The sequence below is a fragment of the Legionella sp. genome, from assembly GCF_965140895.1.
In the GTDB taxonomy this organism is placed as follows: Bacteria; Pseudomonadota; Gammaproteobacteria; order Legionellales; family Legionellaceae; genus Legionella.
In genome coordinates, this window is record NZ_CBCSKT010000013.1 from 1 (window position 1) to 20981 (window position 20981).

Below are 20981 nucleotides of genomic sequence, written 5' to 3' on the forward strand. Positions count from 1 at the left end.
AATCGACAAGGAAGGGTGGAGCCGAGAGCTGTACGATTAAGAGCACGCTCATTTCCCGTGCTTAGAAATGACAGATATGTTGAGCAGCAAAAGATAGTGCGGCAAAGAGAAATAAGAATGGATAAAAATGACGCTGCTTAAGGCAGCGCCATTAGATTATGATTGCCTGACTAATGGCATCTACCCCTTTGTACTTACAGGTCAAAAAATTGATCGCCAGCTTTATGACGCACTTAACTCGTACACAGGTGAGCCTGGCTCAGATGGCGTGGTACGCGTTGCTGCTGCAAATATGCATTACAGTCTATTAAAGTTGTGCCAGGAAGGAACTAACGGAGAAAATCTTGTGGTCTCCCAAATGACTCGCTCAAAGCCAATGGCCCTAGGGGTTCTGCCTGAGTGTTCGCATTCCGGTAAAAAAATGGGAATCATTCGCAGTATTACTATGAATAATGCGGCCAATCACCCTACAGCTATATGGGTTTTACGTTGTCTCCAAGTAAAAAATAGCAATGCCTATAATGCATTGGCAAAAGAGCTAGATAAGCTTACGGAAGAAACTCAAAAAAATGAGCACACAGAATTTGTAAAGACGCTTCTTTATCAGCGTGAGTACACTACCAGTCGTTATTCTATGATTATATTTCGACTGATTGATGATCGAGGCAATCATCTTGACGATTATAATCTTTATCTAACCGCAGGCCCAAAATACAGTGAGTATGCACTTCCGACAGGCTTTTTCGTTGACCGCCAGCAAAATCAGCTTAATTGCGGAAAACTGACTTATTATCTGGACTACGACATCATGGAAGCTGGAATTAATACACCTCTAATGCAAGGCAACCTGGGCTTTCGGATTAAAGCTCATCCAGAAGAAAGCACTCAAGCTCTTGCCTATTACCGAATACTGGATTTTCACTCCTCGCTTGCCGACATTAACAAAATTCTTCATCCAAATGAAACCGTAATGGTGGAAATCATGCTGCAACGACGAGTAGATAGAACGGTTTCTCGTATTACCAACAACCTTAATCCAGCAAAAATCAGCACAAAACTAACAGGTAAAAAGGTAGATTAATAAGCTGACTCATAGCCCCGAATTATTTTTATGAATAAGCACAAAATAATTGCACTAAAAAGTGCATTTCATGCTAGCATGTAACATATGGTGCATTCGGAGCTATTTATGAACATCGAATCCAAACCAAGTGAAAGCGAGGTGTTAGCAATCGCGTTATATAATTTAAAAGATATCTTAGATATTTCCAATAATGATCTATGCGAAATTATTGGGGTTCATCGTAATACCCTCTCGCGTTCCTTAAGTAATAAGAAAATTGCGGTTAAAAGCAAAGAAGAGCAACATAGAACCTCCTATTCTCAAAAAGATTTCTGGATTGAGAATACCTTCCCCTCCCCTGCGACCTAATTATTTCTCGCAGTCATCACGCCCTTCCTTGCCGTGATAAGACTAACACCATATAAATGTTTACAAAAAGAACAAATCGGATACAATACATCCTCGTCTTGTTCTTCGGGATTAATTTACACCTCACGCAATATTCAACAAAGTGTTTCTTTTTGCTTCACACACTGCAACATCAAGAGAAATAACATTGCCAAACTCTCTCAAGAATAGAGAAGTTGTTTTTGGAGAATTACATTTGGCCTTACTTACCCAGAATGGTGAACTATGTAAATGCTGACTCTGATGCTAAAGACTTCGAGAGCAAAAATAGATATCCGTTTAAAGCTAAGTAAAAAACATAGACGCTAAATGTGTCAATCGCTCATCTGGAAGATGGTGGTTTTAAAAACCATAAGGAATATAATTTAATTAACTAGCAAGAGTAAAACACAGAATGCCTACTTCTAACAAAAATAGTGTGTATTTAAATATACGTAATAATATTACAAACAAAAAAATAAAAACATTTCCTTTAAATTATCAAACAAAAAAATCAGACGAAAATGAATCTTATTTTTATATTACTCTTAATGAAGCACCACCGAAAAAAAAGCATGAAATAATAATCGACAGTAAAGAATATATAATCACTGATTATCATTTTACCGTATTCGAATATTTACGAAAAAATGAAAGCGATGCCGCGTTCCATATTACTATTAATTTAACTCATGATAATAAAACATATACCGCGAGGATTTATTATGATGAGCATTGCAAGAAACTTAGCTTAACATTCAAAGAGTGCGGAAAATTACTCCATCTTAACAAAGAAAGTGATCTTTTATGGTTTGTAGAACCTTATGTTCTGGAATTTTCAGGCATAATAGAAACCATGCATGAAAATGTAAGAAATGAATTTAAAAATCAATATAATCAATTATTAAACAACCTCTCTGCAAAAAGCCTTGCGATTGACTTGCATATAAATCAAAAAGAAAAAAAAGAAGCTTACATAGAGTATCGAAATGCTTTAGAAGAGGCGATTAGTATTATTTCTTATACCGATATGCCGTTTTATTGTAATACACAAAACTTTATTAGCATTTTTAAAAATTTATTGGGTGACGTAACCACTGAATTAGATAATTTAAATGATGATGCTGTGAATATACATAATATTGATGAGGATAAAAGTGGCCAAAATCAAGTTAAAATAAATATTGCAATGCCCAAAAGAAAGTTATTGTCTGTGAGTGCTGTATCAGAAGAAATCAAAGTAATCGATGAGCAAATTAAAAAAATCCAAATTAATAATGAACTAAATGAATATCAAAAAATCATTAAAGAATACACTCTTCTTGATTATAAATATAAAACAGTTAATGAAAGCGGAGATGCACTTAGTGTATTAAATAAAATGAATGAGCTTGAGAAAAAAGTTGGAAAAATACTAACTAGTATTCTCATTTTAAGTGACATGATATTAAAAAACGATCAAACCAAATTAACAGAAAATAGTAAAATAAATCAAAAATCAGTAATAGAAGATATGGATTTTACAGCGTTAGTGATTATAAATAAAAACAATGTAAATAATTTGATAAAATTTGCCGTTAAAAATAATAAACCTTCTGAGTTAAAATTAATTCTTGAAGCGCTTAAACCTGTAAATTTAAATATAAAAACCAATGCCCTTGGCGAAAGTTCAGAACAATATCTTTTACAAATTGCTTATGATCATCATTTTGATGAACTATTTGAAATATTATTACTTAATGGAGCTTTTCCTGATATTAGATATAATGAAAAGACAATAGTACAAAAAAATTCGCTGACAAAGATCAATGAACTTGTTCTAGCATACAACAAACTCATGGGCGATACTCTGCTTATTCGTAGTTGTAAAGACAACCGCATTAAAGCAATGACAGTCTTAGTAAGAAATGGAGCCAATCTGTACTATAAACCAACTAGCGCTGCCGGCCAGATTTTAACATATGCTCCTTTTGTTAAAAATATTACGAATAGTATTAAGAAAAACCTGGATAAAGGATTTTCTAAAAACAGTTCAGAGGCAATATCATTTTTGAAAAATGATATAAATGCAAAAAATTTAAATGCGTTTTTAAAAAACCATAGTGTTACAAAAATAGAAAAAGAAAGTTCTAATAAAATAGATTTTGGTGATTTACATAATCAAATAAGTAAGGATATTTACAATGCCATTGATTTTACTCCTTTTATAAAAAAAACCGCGCTGAATTTTCTAAAAAATTTTGAAGATTATCAACCCTCCCATGAAGAAGAGTTCCTATTGTCAATCGATACACCTTTTTGTTTTGAAGAACAGCTTAGGATTTTATTTGAAACAATAGATGGAAAGGATCTACCTATTTTTATTAATCAACTGCAAGGTTTGACAAACCAAGAGTCTACCCTATTGTATTTAGCTTGTGATTATGAGTTAGAATATGCCGTACAACTTTTATTACAACATGGAGCCAACCCTAATATTCATAATTATAATCACGCCAATGCCTTAGATGTTTGTATTCAAAAAAATAACCTTAACATCTTGGAAATAATTTTAAAAGATTCACAAGTTGACATAATCGATACCGCATTATACAGCCCACTGGCCATTGCTCGCGAAAGTAAAAATTCACCAGCAGAACATCTTCTCAATGATTATGCAAAACAAAAAAATATCTTTATTGATGAAACTAAAATACAGAGCTATGAAAATACCAAAAAATATTTATCTTCTGCTAAAGAATTAAAATTACTGGAACAGCAATGCTTTACTCTGCAGAATAACCCTACTTTTTTTAATGTATTAAATACATTAAAAACATTTAATGCGTTAAACACACAGACATCCGATAATCCCCCCAAACCCGCTTCATCTAAAAGATTATAAGACTAAAAGGGTAGTGCATTTATAATGCGGTTGGTGAACAAAAAATCATCCGTGAAAAAAAGAAGAACCGTGTCACGGTGTGCCATGGAAGGCTTATTGAGGATTACCTAAATTAAATTAATCTTCGAAGTGAGGCTCGGTCTAAAATTCTGTTGATAATAGCCATGGCGTGATTATCCCCCATGATAGCATCATCCTCAAATTTCAGAATAAAGCATCTAAAACTCATCCGAAAATTGAAAATCTCAATAACTATTACTATGCTCAATATAGTTGTAAGATTTATGTGAGACTTCTGTGAATGTTGTAAATCGTTCTTCATGTATTATCAAAGAATTTAATCCTGGCTCTAATTTTTCATTCAATTCGCCTGCATATAATTATCAAATAAATACAAGCCCGCATAAAATACTTACCGAAGAATTTACAGCAAATGAATTATCTGATTTTTATGAAGTGTTAGCAGTGCAGTTGTTTTTTGGTAAAGGGGATGTGCTTTTTCAGGAACATGATAAATCTGACTCCTTTTATATTATTCTTGAAGGCGAAGCAGAGGTTTTTGTTAATAAGAAAACGAAGCATAATGAAAAGCATTCTCATGTTTTAGCCACCTTGAGAAAAGACGATGTGATCGGAGATATGGCGCTTGTTGAAAATAAACCGCGCTCTGCCTCCATTCGAGCAAAATCAGATTTAGCTGTATTAAGCTTTAATTTGGAGGCAGTAAATGCTCATCCACGAATACGCTTACTATTAACCAAAAACATGGCCAAAATATTGTCTCAAAAACTAAGAGACACCAATCAAATCACCATAAAAAAAATGGAAGAAAGCTTAGAACAGGCCCAGGCACGCAATGTACTTGGAGTATTTATGATTGCCATGTTTTGGCTAATTAGCTTATATACCTTATCGCTTACAACCTTGATTGGTATTGAAAAAAATCTAATAAACAATACGACGTTTCTCTCCGTTGGTTTAATTATATTTTTTGCTCTAGGAATTCTTGGAGCAATGCGACTCACCGGATTACCATTAAAACACTTTGGTATTACTTTCGAGGATTGGCCACAAAAAACCTTACAAGCATTGAAGTATTCGCTGCCTGTAGTGCTTATATTTCTCCTGGCTAAAGCTTATTTAGTGTATTGGGAGCCAAATCCGAATCATGTAGCGCTATTTTCAGGCTTTGATGAGGGGGTAGTGAACGGTAAATTTAGCCCCACACTTTATTTGGTTGTTGTATTTTTTTATACACTCCTTGTACCGATTCAAGAGTTAATCGCACGCTGTGCTTTGCAATCGACCTTCTTTTCCTTTTTGCCTGGGAATGAAACATTTCGGATTTGGAACGCAATTATCTTATCTAATCTTATTTTTTCGTCAGTACATTCACATTTGAGTTTAATGTTTGCCTCCCTGACATTTGTACCCGGGTTATTTTGGGGATGGTTATTTTACAAGCAATCTTCACTTATCAGTGTATCCGCATCCCATATTTTAATTGGCGTATGGGCAATCTTTATCCTCGGGGCCAAAGGAGTAATCTATTGATGAAATTACCCCGATATAACGTTCCTATTTTAATTATCTTGCCCATTGATTTTATTCAATAAAATGTAGCAAATTTGCATACTCGCAAGACCGATCTATACTCATATTGTACCATTATCATTCTATTTGATATGCAATGCATAAGGAGATGTAAATGAAAATCAAATCATTAGCAGCAGGATTAATAGTTGCTAGCAGTATGGTTCTAGTAGTTGGGCCAATCCAGGCCGCCTGTTATAAGCAAACACCTGGTTGGCACATGGTTTCCAAAAAATGTCCCATTAAACCTGCCGAAACCTGGCAAGAATATAATAGTGGGGTTTATACTCAACCATTAGTCGGAAAAGGCTTCTAATGACTGAGCAATCAATAGGGTCAGAAGATTATAAATCCAGGCTGACCCCATTGATTATTATACAAAACAAGTTTATCCATTTTCCCTCCGAAACCACCTGGTTAACAACGATACAAATTTCTTTTAATGCTCTGACTTCTCGCTTACGAACTCTATAATCAGATGGCCTATTTAACGCAAGCGTTCGATAACAAATTTAATTAAATTATTTGTTAATCAACCTCTAATTGATTTGACTTGAGAGATAACTTATCATTTCGCACCCACCCAATCCTGAATGAGAAATAAATGAAAAACTTAATAAAATGCTTGGTTATAACGCTAGTCACTCTGATCCCCACTCTGTCTTTTGCAACGCTAAAAGCATTCACTAAAAACGATTGCGCAGCGTTAGCCATGCCGAAAACAGTCTTATTAGTTCATGCATCCTGGTGCTCACACTGCAAGGCTTTTTTGCCGGTTTACGAACGCGCTTCTAATCAGGAAAAATACAGGGATTGGATTTTCTATCAAATGGCCAATGATAAATTTGAAAATGTATGCGGCTCTGCCATTAGAAGTGTTCCTACCACATTTAAAAATAATATGACAAATAATTTGATAGGAAATAGACCGTTATCCGTCCTTGAAGAATTTTTAGATTCGAATGCCTAAACTACCTTTTCATATGGAGCACAGGAAATAGCATTGCGCTATTTCCTTGTTTGTCTTATACAATTGTCCTTAATTATATAACCCCAATTTACTCATATAATCATGGTAGATAAAGCTCACATTTAAATCATATTGATTCAATATATTTATTTATCATCATTAACGTCACCGTGTTATTAATTTCAATATTCTTTTCCGCAAAAGTTGAGACAAAATAATCGCTATAGAGAAGACAAAACTGATCAAAAAAGTAATCAGCCAATATTTTCGATCAAGATACGATATTTCATAAAATATTTTTGCCCACTTAACCACAATAAAATTACTCTCGCTAAGCGCCAATAACGAGTATAAGGCTATGAGTCCAAAAGCATATAAAAAATATAAGCGTAAATTCTTTTCTTTTTTATGAATAGTAACTGCCAGAAAATTGGTCGTGGTTACTATGACCATAATCGAAAGCATGACCATTTGTAAATCTTCCGCAGTGTGCCCTGCATACTGCTCCGTCATCCACTGACCTACATAAGAAGCTACCGCGATTAATAATGCGGAAATCATGACAAAGGAAAATAATTCCGTTGTAAAATTTTTTAATTTGTTAATATTGGAATTTTTTAGCGCAATGATAAATGAGGGCAAACCAATAGAAAAAATATTAATTAAGGCGACCCGACGCGGCGTAAGTGGGAAATCATAAAAAGCAAAAAATGACATCAGTGTAGTAAAGATAACTAAAAAGGTCTTGGTAAGAAATAGTTTCGCTACGTCATTAATCGTATTGACGATCTTATTACCCTCATCAAAAATTTTAGGAAGAAGCGTAAATTTGTTTTTTAATAAAACAATGTCAGCTACTTCTTTGGTAATGCTACTTCCTTCCTCCATAGCAATCCCTATGTCAGCTTCTTTTATTGCAGGCAGATCGTTAACTCCATCGCCGATCATAGCAGTGTAAATTTTGTTTTCTCTTAACAGCTTAACAATTCTTAGTTTATGTTGAGGTTTCAGACGAGAAAATATTTTTTTTTCTTTAATTATTGTTAGTAACTGCTCATCATTCACCGCATCAATTTCGTTACCGGATATCAAATCACTATCCAGGATTTTCCAACCAATCTCATAGGCAACAGCTTGTATTGATGAAGCATTGTCACCTGACAATATCTTAATCTGTATGTTTTTCCTTTTGAAAAGATTGATGGCGTCCATTACATCCTCTCTCACCTGATCCATAATCGAGATGATACAAATCGGTTCTATTTCCATGCCGTTCGTATTTTCTGAAAGAGCCTCCGGTGAACGATTAGATTTTTCGATACCAAATATCAGGTTGCGGAAAACTTTTAATTGCCCATTTTGATACAGCGCATCAATCTGTTTTTTTTCTGAATCGTCAATTTTATCCAAAAGCACATCATAACCACCCAGAGCAAAAGTTACTTTTTTATTATTTAATTGTAAATTGTCATCGTGGATGATTAATTGTAATAAACTGAATTTATTTTCAGAGGAAAAAGGGATCTCTCCGGTGATGATAGCATCGGATGCATTAAATGGTTCCAATGTTCTCAAGGTCGCATTTTTATCGAGAGAAAAACGCGCATAGGTCCCTAAAAGTTGTTTTATCTCCTCCATTGAGTAATCAGTAGTTAGTGGCGTGATTTTATGGACTGACAGTTTGTTTTGGGTGAGTGTACCTGTTTTATCGGTGCAAACGATTTTAGTATTGGAAAAAGCTTCAATAGCATTAAGCTTTTGTATAATCGCGCCAACTTTACTTATTCGGTAAATTCCCAGCGCAAATGTGACTGAGGCCATCAGAATAAGCCCTTGAGGAACCAAGGCCAGCATGACAGTGGCTATTTTTCTAATTAGTTCGACCCGACTTGATTCGGCTTGCCCAAACGTTATTTCAAGAATGATTAAAACTAATGCCACTACAAATAACGCTTTTACAATAAAGTTTAATTGGTTTTGCAAAGGGGAAATATTGCGCTTGAATTTTTTGGCAAGCTTCGTAATTTCCTGTGCATGACAATCATCACCAACCTTTAAGGCTTTGTAGACTCCCCGACCTGAAAGACAATGACTGCCAGACATTAATTCATCATTTATATTTTTATTAATCGGGGTGGATTCTCCCGTTAACAAGGACTCATCGATTTCTAATTTTGTAGATTCTACTACAACACCATCAACCACTACTGAATCACCGCGTTCTAATAAAATAATGTCATCAAGAACTACTTCAGATTGTTCAATGGATTGCTCTATACCATCTCTGATAACTTTTACTTCACGCGTCAATAATAAATTAACTTTGTCTAAAGCTCTTTTCGCTTTAATTTCTTCAAATATAGCAATGAAGGTATTAATGATGACAATAAAAGATACTCCGATAATATCAAAAAATAATCGCTCATCATGCTCTATAAAAAAAAACGTTGTTAGAAAAATAATAATTGCAAATATGACTAAATTAAAAACTGAAAAAATATTCTCAATGAATATTTCGGCAATTTTTTTAGTTTTTGTCGTTGTAGCTATGTTCTGTTTGCCCTGTTTTATTCGTTCTTCCACTTCAGAAGATAGCAAGCCTTTTATCATTTTTTAAATCCTCAGCTTTAATGGCTAGTCTGATATTTTTTTGGGGTAAATTCTAACTTTTACTATTTTACTAGCCTTGATCTTTTCTATGTCTGCATCAAATTCCGGAAAATCAATATGCTCCCCTTCTTTGGGTATATAGCCTAAGCGTTGTAAAAATAATCCAGTTAAAATATCAATGTCATCTTCTACGTCAATGTCGCGATCAATGGCTTGTTCCAAAGAATATATGGAACAATTGCCTGTAGCCGTGATACTTCCATCCTTGTTTAACACCCAATCTACTTTGGTGCGATGAAATTCATCTTTAATACGGCCGATGAGCACTTGCAGTAAATTATCTAAGGTAACAAATCCCAAAATGGTATTCTTACCCCTATAAACAAGAGCAAAATGAGGCATCCCTTCGCGAAATTGTCGTAACAAATCTAATGCAGGCAATCGACGTGAAATTTTTAAAATGGGTCGAATAAATGGCCTTAAGTCTTCTAGTTTAGGCTTTTGATAAATGGCAGGCAGGATATCTTTTACATGAATAATCCCAATAATGTCTTTTTTCTCAGGATCATATACAGGATACCGACTATAACGGTGTTCCATAATGATATCCATCATCTGATTAATTGGTTGATTTAAATCAATCATGATCATTTCCTCACTGAAACGCATCACTTCGGTAACTTTCAAGTCAGCTAAATCCAAAGTATGCTCAATGATATCAACCTCCTCTTCGCTCAGCTCTCCATGAAGATGACTGGCGTTTAAAAGCAATTTTATTTCTTCTGTCGAGTAAAAATGCTCACCATGGTGAACTGCGTCTAAATGAAAAACTTTTAACAGAAAGTTCGAACAAGTATTGAGTGCCCAAATTGCAGGATACATAAGCCAATAAAAGCCATATAAAGGCAACGCAGTCCATACAGAGACTCGTTCTGACTGACGAATAGCAAGTGATTTGGGCATCAACTCACCAACAACAATATGCAGGAAAGAAATCAATGAAAAAGCGGCGAAAAAGGCAATAACAGTTATCAGTTGCGGTGAGTTAACGCCGACAAGAATCAGCAGTGGTTCTATTAAATGAGCAAAAGCCGGTTCCCCAATCCAACCCAGTCCAAGGGATGCGAAAGTAATACCCAGCTGGCATGCTGATAAATACGCATCAAGATGTTGATGCACATGAAATAAAATTTTACCTCTCAAGCCATAACTGGCCTTGATCGCTTCCACTCGAGTAGCTCGAAGTTTCACCATACCGAATTCAGCAGCCACAAAAAATGCATTTAATAAAACTAATACAAATGCAAGTAAAACCAATAGGATATTAATCACTAAAACCATCCTTTGTTGAAAAATTGACTCGTTAAATGACAAGGACACAAGAGTGATTGCAAACCAAAGAAGGTGTATACTAATTTTCTTGGGATAGTGAAACGCGTTAGTAATAAACCGTAATTGTCATTACGAAGTCGATTCAATCCTTGCGAAGAAATAATCATTGCGCGTTATAAAACTCAAATCACCTATTTAACTGAAAGCTTCTTGTCTTTCGTCCCCCACCCACAATGCACCGTTTTCTTCAACGGAGTGGCTTATTGCTTCATAATGCACTATTTTGCTGTGGAGGTTTTCCTGACACAATTGATTGATCAGAGCTTCATTATCACTAAAACTGTCTACCCATTGTTTGATTTTTTTTAGGCGCCATATATGCTTATATACTTTTTCATTCTTTAGTTCTTTTATAACAATAAGCCTAGGTAGCTTAAAGGGAAGTAATTTTTCATTGATAAGAAGTATTGCCAATAACCAACGAAGTGAAAGGAATGAGGGACGAAAATCACCACTACGATGACTGATGTTTTTTAAAACTGCTCCTGTTTTACTGCTAAATTTTATATTACCTGCAGTCAAGCAACTCGCTGCATCAAGAGGGGCACCGGTCATTTGAAAATGTTTCGGTGCATTATTATGCGGGCGAGTTTCAAACGCAAACCACAATTTACCTTCTGTATCCACTAAAAAACGAAAAACGGTTTCTTCTTCTCTGGCCAGCAGTTCTTTTAAAGTAAGCAAAGACTTTATAGAGAAAGAACTTGCTTCACAATTAACAGTCATTTTTCCTGCCGAAAAAATAGTCTCTGAATCGGGTGGGCAGGAAAAAAACTCGTTCCTTAACTGAACCTTATTTAAAAATGGAATCATTTGTCTCATCAGGATAATAAGTCATTATTTATAACTGGGACTGGCGAAATCAAAACGATAGACTACCTCCAAATTACCCATTTGTGCCTGAAGAGGTCTACCCCAATAACTGTTATTGGTCGTTGCTGCATAACGATAAACAGCGTTCACTGCAAGATTATTCCTGAAGTTATAGGTCAAGCCCGCAAGACCTTGGTAGGTGAAGGAATTTTGATCGCGGTTAAAATGAGGCCGATGGAAGCGGCTTGTACTGTTTAGCGTGGCATGCATTAAAGAATAACCAATACCTACCCCAACAAAAGGAGAAAGGCGCCCCACTACTTCATGGAAATCATAATAAAGATTCGCCATAAGCATATTGGCTTTAGTACCGCCATCAATCTTTAATCGTTTTATATAATTTGAACTGTACTGATTCGTGTCAGCATATAAGTAAGTATATTGAAACTCATAACGAATAGGGTGGCTTTGATATCCAATGCTACCACCTACATCATAGCCGTAGCGATAATGCACATCAGACAGCAAATAACCATAATAATGGGTTCTTACATTCGAAGATAAGTGCGTATAACCACCAAAAGCGCTTGTATACCAATTATTAACTGGTGTAGTGGCGGAAGCGGAAGCTGCTGTTAGCAACACCGTAGTAAAGAGTGCGAGTTTCATGTCATTTATTTATTGTTATTTTTTGTAAGATCATATTATCTAGTTGTATTAGAATTTGCAATCCATCACTAGAGCATTCCTTTTGATTATTAATGAAGTATTTCTATGGTATTGGCCGTAATTTTATTCGGTGCATTCTCAATCACTATTTGGGTAGCGCTTTGACTAGGTAGTTCATGTTCCATCTTGTGTTCATGCGTATTCACGTAAGACAAGGTATTGTTAAAGAAAAGACCTATCACTAAAAGAGTCTCATATATGCTCCTAAATTAATTGAATCACCTGATTTTTCCTGGTTGATTTTGAGTATAAATTTTTTATTCCACATGATGCATAACCATATTCAATTAATTTTTTTATTAATATCAAATTTTAATAAAACTAATAAAAAACTTAATAGCTTCTAATGAAATCGACTCCCTAGATTTCTCGGTTTTTTTTCTTAACGCGATTTTTTTGGTGCCACTCATGCAACACAAAATACAACCCAGGTAATACCAACAAAGTTAAAAAGGTAGATGAGATAATACCGCCAATGACTACAGTGGCAAGTGGTCTTTGTACTTCTGAACCGGTGCCCGTAGCTAATGCCATGGGCACAAAACCTAATGATGCGACCAACGCGGTCATTAATACAGGGCGAAGACGCGCTAGCGAGCCTTGTAATACCGCATCTTTTAAATATAATTTTTTCTGTTCTCGTAGTTTATTAATGAAAGTAATCATCACCAAACCATTTAAAACCGCGATCCCCGACAACGCGATAAAACCTACACCTGCAGAAATAGAGAGCGGAATACCTCGCAACCAAAGAGCAAAAACACCTCCGGTCAAGGCTAGAGGAATCCCAGAAAATACTAACAAAGCATTCCCTATATTTCCAAAGCTCATAAATAAGAGTAAAAAAATACCCAATAATGTTAGAGGTACAACTACTTGCAGTCTCTTTGAGGCCGATTGCAACTGTTCAAATTGACCACCCCATCTTATCCAATAACCACTGGGTACTTTAACCGCCTGGTCAATTCGTTCTTTCGCTTCACTAACAAAAGAGCTTAAATCCCGATTTCTCACATTCGCGGTCACCACCACACGACGCTTACCACTTTCACGGCTGATTTGGTTGGGACTTTCACTGCGTACCATTTTAGCGACCTCACTTAATGGAATAAAATGGCTATGTCCATCTTTTCCAAGAGGCAGTGGAATAAACACCAGTCTTAACACGGTAGGGCTTGAACGCAAGACCTCAGGTAAACGTACAATCAAATCGAATCGTTTATCTCCCTCAAACAACTCCCCACCTTTTTTGCCGCCTATAGCGATGAGTAAAGCATCTTGAACACTGCCAATTTGCAAACCATAACGCGCTAGTGCCTTACGATCAATGTCTATAGTTAGTAGCGGTAAACCACTCACCTGTTCAACTTTCACATCCGAAGCACCCGGTATTTTTTTAAGTTCCAGACTCATTGCATCCGCGGCTTTGAGTAAGACATTCATATCATCCCCAAATACCTTCACGGCCACATCACTACGTACCCCTGAAATCAATTCATTAAAACGCATTTGAATAGGTTGGGTAAACTCATAGTTGTTTCCAGGGATCTCTTGTACTGCTTGCTCAATTTCTTGAACCAACTCCTGTTTAGTTTTCTTAGGATTAGGCCATTCCTTGCGTGGCTTAAGCATGATAAATGTATCCGCCACATTAGGTGGCATGGGATCGGTTGCAACTTCTGCAGTCCCAAGTTTGGCAAACACATTTTTTACCTCAGGAAATTGTCTTACACGCTCCTCAACTAAATCTTGCATGGAAATAGCTTGGGTTAAACTTGTGCCGGGAATACGCATTGCATGCATAGCAATATCTCCCTCATCAAGGCTAGGAATAAACTCCCCGCCTAAATAAAAAGCCAGGATAAGACTAATAAAAATCAAACCGATCGCGGTTCCAATCACCGTTTTCCGTGCATGAAAACATTGTCGTAATACCTTCGCATAACCTAGACAAAGAAAATGCACCAACCTATTTTCCTTTTCTTGTATGCGTCCGCGTAAAAAAATAGCAACAGCGGCGGGAACAAAAGTTAAAGCGAAGAGCATCGATGCCAAGAGTGCAATAATGACGGTTTCTGCCATAGGCAAAAACATTTTTCCTTCAACACCGGTTAAGGTTAAAATCGGTAAATAAACAACAGTAATAATGGATACCCCGAAAATACTGGGACGAATTACTTCGGTGGTAGCCTGAGAAATTACCTTTAAACGCTCTTCAAGATTTAAGATTCGCCCTAAAGTATGCTGTTGTTCCCCTAGATGCTTGATGCAGTTTTCAACAATAATAACCGCACCATCAACAATTAGACCAAAATCAAGAGCCCCTAAGCTCATTAAGTTTGCACTGATCTTGTTGGTCACCATACCGGTAATGGTAAGTAGCATGGATAGAGGAATCACCATCGCGGTAATAAGCGCTGCGCGAATATTACCTAAAAATAGGAATAGGATAATACAAACTAACAGGGCCCCTTCGAGTAAATTATTCTTTACCGTATTAATCGTAGCATTAACCAGCGTAGTTCGATTATAGACAGTAACTGCCTCGACTCCAGCGGGTAGCGACTTATTAATTTCTTTCATTTTAGCGGCCACACGTTGCGACACGGTACGGCTGTTTTCCCCCATCAGCATAAAGACGGTTCCTAAAACGACCTCTTCGCCATTCTCTGTGGCAGCCCCAGTACGTAATTCCTTACCAAGCACCACCCCAGCCACCTCACGGATGCGCACGGGAGTTCCGTTAAAATTTGCTACCACAATATTTTCTATATCGGTGATATTCTGCACCTGACCTGGTACACGAATAAGATTTTGCTCACCATTACGTTCAATGTAACCTGCACCAATATTCGCATTATTGCGTTGCAGAGCCTCGACCAAATTATTTAAACTCAAGCCATAACGCACCAACTTGGTCGGATCTGGAGTAATATGAAACTGCTTCACATACCCCCCAACTGTATTCACTTCGGCAACTCCCTCTACGTTACGTAGTTGGGGTTTAATAATCCAATCTTGAATCGTACGCAGTTCCGTAGGGTTATGACGCTTATTTTGGGGAACATTTGCTTTATTAGTCACCGTATACATAAAAATCTCACCCAGCCCTGTTGAGATGGGGCCCAGTGTGGTTTCTGCTTCTGGCGGTAATTTATCTTTCACTTCTTGTAAACGTTCGTTGATCTGTTGCCGGGCAAAATAAATATTCGTTCCCTCCTTAAAGGCAACGGTCACTTGAGATAAGCCATAACGAGATAATGAGCGGGTATAATCAAGATTAGGTAATCCACTCATGGCCAATTCAACGGGAAAGGTAATGCGTTGCTCCACCTCAAAAGGTGAATAGCCCGATGCCTCTGTATTAATTTGTACTTGCACATTGGTAATATCAGGTACTGCATCAATTGGAAGGCGCTGAAAATTGTAAACACCCAATGCCGCAATAATGAGCGTAAACAAAAGAACAAACCAACGATTTCGTAAAGAGAATTGAATAATTTTTTCAAGCATCATGATTTTTTAGTCCTCATGGCTTGCACCTTCCTTACCTATTTCGGCCTTAATGTAAAAACTATTTTTACTTACATAATGCTGGCCTGCGTCTAATCCTGAAATAACTTCAGCCCACTCTTTGTCTTTTTCGCCTAGAAGCACTGGAGTTGCTTCAAAATAATCACCTTGCTGCACATAGACCACATCCTGTTTGCCCATTTGCTGCAGAGCGGAAACGGGCACCGCAACGGGAACCGTTTTTTCCTTAATAACTATAGCGCCATTGACATACATACCCGGAAGCCATAGGCGCTCCTCATTATTAAGAATTGCTCGTGCCAAGGTGGTTTGGCTGTCCTCTATACCTAACGGAGAGATGTAGGAAATAGTACTTATGGATTTAGGTTTTCCTTCATCACCGGTCACAATCACCTCCATACCTCGCTTTACTAAGGGAGCCTCCTTACGATATAAGGTGAAATCAGCCCAAACATTGGCAAGGTTCGCTATTTCATAAATAGGTTTAGTATTTTGTGCGAACTCACCATTCGTTGCGTGTTTTTGCACAATTGTGCCGGTGATGGGGGCTTTTATTTCATAGCTTTGTAAACTTTCATTACTTTCAACGATGGCTAATAAATCATCCGTGGTGACCTCATCCCCAAGATTCTTGGTCATGGATTTAATAATCCCTGAGTAACGGGCATAAATGGGAGCTGTGGTATCACGATTAGTGGCAATTTTACCCACTACATTTAATTGCGTTCTTATCACTTGCTGTTGAGCAACTGCTGTGTGTATTCCTGCAGCCTTGAGCATGGCGGGGAGAATTTTTACTCGCCCTTCGTAAGAGGAGTAGTGCCAATTTAATTGCTTTCCAGAGGAATTAAAGCGAATCGTTACGTCAAAAGAATGAGGCTCTTCAATGACCTGTTTACTTTGTAAAAAATCGTTCATTGGAATAAAACTGATTTGCTCCTTTTTTCCATTAAATCGAGTAAGCTCTATGCTTAAATCAGATTCTGGGGGCAAAATCGCTTCACCATTTTTGTAAAAATACACTCTAAAATGAGGCGACATTCCTCGCTCAAAAACTACAAGCTCTAAAATCAAATCCCCCTCTTTAAACAAACGACCTCCCTGGGAACCTCTTTCTATAACTTCATGCTGATGCTCTTGTTCCATGGCATGAGTGGTTTCAGCATAGACACCTAAAGAACTCATCCCTAGTAACAACATAACAATTTGCAAAAAGGAAATTAGTGATGCGAATAAATTCATTTACTCTCCTTAGTAGGATGAAGACCTAAAAGCCCTGTCAATTGAATCAATGTCTTGTGATTATCAGCATGGGCTTGCTGATAATGTCGTTCTTCTTCATACAAAGTATTCAAGGCTAGCGATAATTCAATGTAGGTATATCGTCCCATTTGATAGCCATCTTGCGCTAATTTTATTGATTTTCGCGCCAGTGGTAATAAAGTACTGGTCACTAAATCAGCTTCATAGCGGCTTTGCTGAGCTTGTAAAAATACGCTATATACCGTTTGACGAACATCAAGCCTTGTTCCCTGATATTGGTGCATGGTTTGTGTCAACTGCGCTTCGGCAGTCATTATTTTTCCCTGATTGCGATCAAAAACAGGGACTTGAGCATAAGCAGACATCACCGCTGCATTACTGCCATCATCCGAAAAATGACGCCCACCCACCTGAATGTTTAAATCAGGCCAAACCGATTTTTTAACCGCGATAATAGTTGCTCGCTTCGCTTTTATTTGCTGTTGCATTTGTATGAGTTGCGGGCTTTGCGGTAATTTTTTTAAGAGTTCAGCCCAATTTAAGGTGACATCCGGCAATCCTTGATCTACTAACGGTAAATCCACCCTTAATCCCTTACCTAATAAACGAGCCAGTTTAGCGCGTTGTGATAATGCATCACGCTCTGCCCTTTTTTCTTGGATCCGTGCCTCACCTAAACGCCCTTGGGCTAATCTTAAATCCAACTCCGACCCAGCACCCGCTTTCACGCGCCGTTCGATCGAGCGAACAATATTTTTATTCAGCGCAATAAGTTTTTTGGTAACCAGATGCCATTGTCCTGCATACAAAGCATCAATATACGCAACACCAACTGCTATATAAATTGCCGCTTTTTGAACATTAATTTGCCCTAACGCAGCTAAATAATCAGCATAACTTGCTTTTTTCAAATAAGAGAGACGCCCTCCTAGAGGGATAGGCTGAGTTACAGCGGCAGTCGTTTCTGCCGCCTCATAACTGGAATAGCCTCCTGACCCGCCAAAATTTTCTGCGGTTAAGGTCAGTTGAGGATTGGGATAAAGACCACTTTGAATAAAATATCCGCGCATGGCTTGAGCTTTATCTATTTCAGCTTGCAATTCGGGATTATTCCGATACGCCATTGCTAAGGCTTCTTTGAATGTAAACACCTTGCCAGCCAAGGCTACTGGACTCATGAAACTAATTAATAAACAAATAGCTAAATTGAGATACCTCATATCCTATCTTAACCTATCTCTCATACTTAAGATTAACGCGCGATATCCCATTTAACTATATTATTAAATTAAAATATATTAATTAATTTAAAGACTTATTTTTTGACATGGGGTTCTAACCCCTTCTTTACTCAGGTTAATCGAAAAAGGGAAAAAAACATACGCCACATTCAGCCAAATCCTTAAGTTTTTGTTAACAATCAATGATCATAATGTACTCACAATGATAGAAATAAAGAGTCATGATGATCACGATCAATCCAGAAAATATGCCCCCATAATACTCAAAAAACTAGCCACATTTTTTATGTGTGTACGCGGCAAATCATGAACTATGTTTACGAAAAACCACTATTATTTCCTGCTCTCTCTTTATATTCAGGCCGATATTATACTAAAATTCGATAACGAGTTTAACTAGGAGATTTGTAATGACGGACCAAAAGCCTAAAAATACAGAGCGCATGCCCGTGTTATTTATTGGTCATGGCTCACCGATGAATGCAATTGAAGAAAATGAATTTACCGAATGCCTTGAACAATTAGGGAAACGAATTCCAACACCTAAAACCGTTCTCTGTATTTCAGCCCATTGGCTAACTGAAGGGACTTGGGTGACTCACATGCCGCACCCAAAAACAATCCATGATTTTTATGGATTTCCAAAAGCACTTTTCGATGTTGAATATCCAGCACCAGGTTCTCCTGTACTTGCTGATTTAGTAAAATCAACGGTAGAAAAACCTGCTGTGCACCTAGATAATGAAACATGGGGATTAGATCATGGAACATGGTCAGTGCTGCGTCATTTATATCCCAAAGCACATATTCCTGTTGTACAACTGAGCATATACTTCGAACAATCCGGAGAATATCATTATCGTATTGGCCAACAATTAAAATCATTGCGTGACCAAGGAATACTCATTGTCGGTAGTGGTAATGTCGTACATAACTTACCTGAAATTGCATGGGGAAAAGATCCCAAACCATATCCATGGGCAATTGAATTTGATACATGGATAAAAGAGAGGCTCATTGCCCGAGACGTTCAAGCCTTGACAACACAATATACCAATACCGAAGCTGGACGATTAAGTGTGCCGACCCCGGATCATTATTATCCTCTGCTGTATACACTAGGGGCAGCGGATGATGAGGACGAGCTTTCATTTATATATGAAGGAATACAAAACAGTTCCATTTCAATGCGTACATTCAGTTTTGGATTGAAATAGAACTTAATGGCACTTATTTAAATTCTGGACTAGTTTTTAAAAAATCGACATCAACCCTGTCTGGACGATTGTCTTTAATCAGGACTAAAGCTTTAACCATTTTTACTGTTTCAAGATAAATCTCGGAACGCATTTAAAAAAGGGATCGGAGTCATCTTTTAAAGAACCCCTGCAATAAAAGGACAAACCCGCGCAGTTCCCTAGGGAGGGTCGAACACTCTTGCCGAAGGTAAATCTGAGTTAATCGCATTCCACAATCTTACGTAACGTTTCGGGCCATCAATTTTGTCTATAGTCTTCTGAATTTTTAAGACCTCGTTACCCTCATCGCTTAGATATACCCTATTGAATGAAACTTCACTTCCACACCCATATTGAGCTTCGCAATGCTCGGTGCCCCCCACCAGCTCCAACAATGCAATAGTTTCGGCTATGCATAAGGATAGGCTCAACCATGTTGATGGAAGCTTTATTTAAAACCCAAAAATCCAGTATTATGAATTCTTCATGATTTTTATGGCTCAAAAATTCCTTTAAATAATAAACTAAAAACAGATTACATCGAGTTGTTTAATAATATACTGGATAACCTCCCAGATTTTAATACTCTAACGCGAGTATTTAGAGGACATGGTTTGTAATCAACTGGATGTTGAACCAGAACGCCGCGCAAGTAGAGGATATTGCCAAATGCATAACAAAGCATTGATTGCTCCTTTCGAATTAATCCAAAAAATTAACCAACCATTGTGCGATTAATTCCTGTTCATGTTCTAGCTCTAAAGAGTGCAATCCCTGAGCTAGAACGTCCTTTTCAAGAATATTTTTGCGTGATTGCATCACATCTTTAGCATAGGCTTTAATAAACTCGGGATGCCCTTGTAAACTTAACATCGTTTCCCCTATTTGCATCATGTTATTAGGGCAAAATTCACTACTTGCCAATAAGTTGATGGCCAAAACAAATACCCATCACTTTTTTGGGTGTTGCGTGTAATACACGTATAAACTCTTCCAGCGCTGCAATCCAGGGGAAACCATCATTCACACCGTATCTGCTTCCGGTAATTAAATAAGCATCTACAGCATGAACATCGTTTGGTAGCTCCCCATCGATTGCATGAAACACAGTAAACGTCATCTTGGGAGCTATCGATTGGAACAGTGCTGCCAGCATATCAGGATACTGCCCATAATGTACTGCAAATACATCATTCACCCGATCACAATTTAAAATCCCAAGATTCATAAATACCTCACAGTCCGTTGCATGCTGCATAAAGAA

At 37.2% G+C, this 20981-nt stretch carries 15 protein-coding genes and 1 pseudogene; 7 read left to right on the plus strand and 9 right to left on the minus strand.

The genetic code is table 11. The features are described from left to right. Positions 1-151 precede the first annotated feature (151 nt). The 6 genes and pseudogenes from plaB to ACQY7T_RS01845 all read left to right on the plus strand — a co-directional run. Positions 152-1081: pseudogene (plaB, locus tag ACQY7T_RS01820) on the plus strand (phospholipase PlaB); the annotation flags it as partial. A gap of 108 nt (positions 1082-1189) precedes the next feature. Continuing rightward, positions 1190-1432 (plus strand): antitoxin Xre-like helix-turn-helix domain-containing protein, encoded by a 243-nt coding sequence (locus ACQY7T_RS01825; protein ID WP_428411015.1) that lies wholly within the window; start codon positions 1190-1192, stop codon positions 1430-1432. Between the two features lie 433 nt (positions 1433-1865). Then, a complete protein-coding gene (locus ACQY7T_RS01830; protein WP_428411016.1) occupies positions 1866-4334 on the plus strand; it encodes an ankyrin repeat domain-containing protein in 2469 nt (822 codons plus the stop codon). 297 nt (positions 4335-4631) lie between these two features. Then, entirely contained in the window at positions 4632-5888 is a 1257-nt protein-coding gene (locus ACQY7T_RS01835) for a cyclic nucleotide-binding domain-containing protein (RefSeq protein ID WP_428411017.1), read from the plus strand. 154 nt (positions 5889-6042) lie between these two features. Next, positions 6043-6243 carry a hypothetical protein gene (locus tag ACQY7T_RS01840; protein WP_428411018.1) on the plus strand — a complete coding sequence of 67 codons (201 nt, stop codon included), beginning with the start codon at positions 6043-6045 and terminating at the stop codon, positions 6241-6243. 288 nt (positions 6244-6531) lie between these two features. After that, the gene (locus ACQY7T_RS01845) at positions 6532-6897 is read left to right on the plus strand and encodes a thioredoxin family protein (protein WP_428411019.1); all 366 of its coding nucleotides are present in this window, start codon (positions 6532-6534) and stop codon (positions 6895-6897) included. Positions 6898-7062: 165 nt separating this feature from the next. Here ACQY7T_RS01845 and ACQY7T_RS01850 read toward each other — a convergent pair whose 3' ends face one another. From ACQY7T_RS01850 to ACQY7T_RS01880, 7 genes are all read right to left on the minus strand, one after another. Further along, entirely contained in the window at positions 7063-9507 is a 2445-nt protein-coding gene (locus ACQY7T_RS01850) for an HAD-IC family P-type ATPase (RefSeq protein ID WP_428411020.1), read from the minus strand. Between the two features lie 24 nt (positions 9508-9531). After that, a complete protein-coding gene (locus ACQY7T_RS01855; protein WP_428411021.1) occupies positions 9532-10839 on the minus strand; it encodes a hemolysin family protein in 1308 nt (435 codons plus the stop codon). A 195-nt stretch (positions 10840-11034) separates the two neighbouring features. After that, positions 11035-11712: a hypothetical protein gene (locus ACQY7T_RS01860; protein ID WP_428411022.1), complete on the minus strand. Its 678-nt coding sequence runs from the start codon at positions 11710-11712 to the stop codon at positions 11035-11037. A gap of 24 nt (positions 11713-11736) precedes the next feature. Then, the gene (locus tag ACQY7T_RS01865) at positions 11737-12381 is read right to left on the minus strand and encodes an outer membrane protein (RefSeq protein ID WP_428411023.1); all 645 of its coding nucleotides are present in this window, start codon (positions 12379-12381) and stop codon (positions 11737-11739) included. Positions 12382-12801: 420 nt separating this feature from the next. After that, positions 12802-15954: a CusA/CzcA family heavy metal efflux RND transporter gene (locus tag ACQY7T_RS01870; RefSeq protein ID WP_428411083.1), complete on the minus strand. Its 3153-nt coding sequence runs from the start codon at positions 15952-15954 to the stop codon at positions 12802-12804. 9 nt (positions 15955-15963) lie between these two features. Further along, entirely contained in the window at positions 15964-17217 is a 1254-nt protein-coding gene (locus ACQY7T_RS01875) for an efflux RND transporter periplasmic adaptor subunit (RefSeq protein WP_428411024.1), read from the minus strand. Next, positions 17214-18458 carry a TolC family protein gene (locus ACQY7T_RS01880; RefSeq protein WP_428411025.1) on the minus strand — a complete coding sequence of 415 codons (1245 nt, stop codon included), beginning with the start codon at positions 18456-18458 and terminating at the stop codon, positions 17214-17216. The genes ACQY7T_RS01875 and ACQY7T_RS01880 overlap by 4 nt, the downstream gene beginning before the upstream one ends. A gap of 431 nt (positions 18459-18889) precedes the next feature. On the opposite strand from ACQY7T_RS01880, the gene ygiD reads away from it, so the two are divergent. Continuing rightward, the gene (ygiD, locus tag ACQY7T_RS01885) at positions 18890-19696 is read left to right on the plus strand and encodes a 4,5-DOPA dioxygenase extradiol (RefSeq protein WP_428411026.1); all 807 of its coding nucleotides are present in this window, start codon (positions 18890-18892) and stop codon (positions 19694-19696) included. Between the two features lie 723 nt (positions 19697-20419). On the opposite strand, the gene ACQY7T_RS01890 is transcribed toward ygiD, so the two are convergent. Beyond that, positions 20420-20590 carry a hypothetical protein gene (locus ACQY7T_RS01890; RefSeq protein WP_428411027.1) on the minus strand — a complete coding sequence of 57 codons (171 nt, stop codon included), beginning with the start codon at positions 20588-20590 and terminating at the stop codon, positions 20420-20422. Positions 20591-20630: 40 nt separating this feature from the next. Next, positions 20631-20945, minus strand: coding sequence for a hypothetical protein (locus tag ACQY7T_RS01895; protein ID WP_428411028.1), 315 nt, complete (start codon positions 20943-20945; stop codon positions 20631-20633). Positions 20946-20981 lie beyond the last annotated feature (36 nt).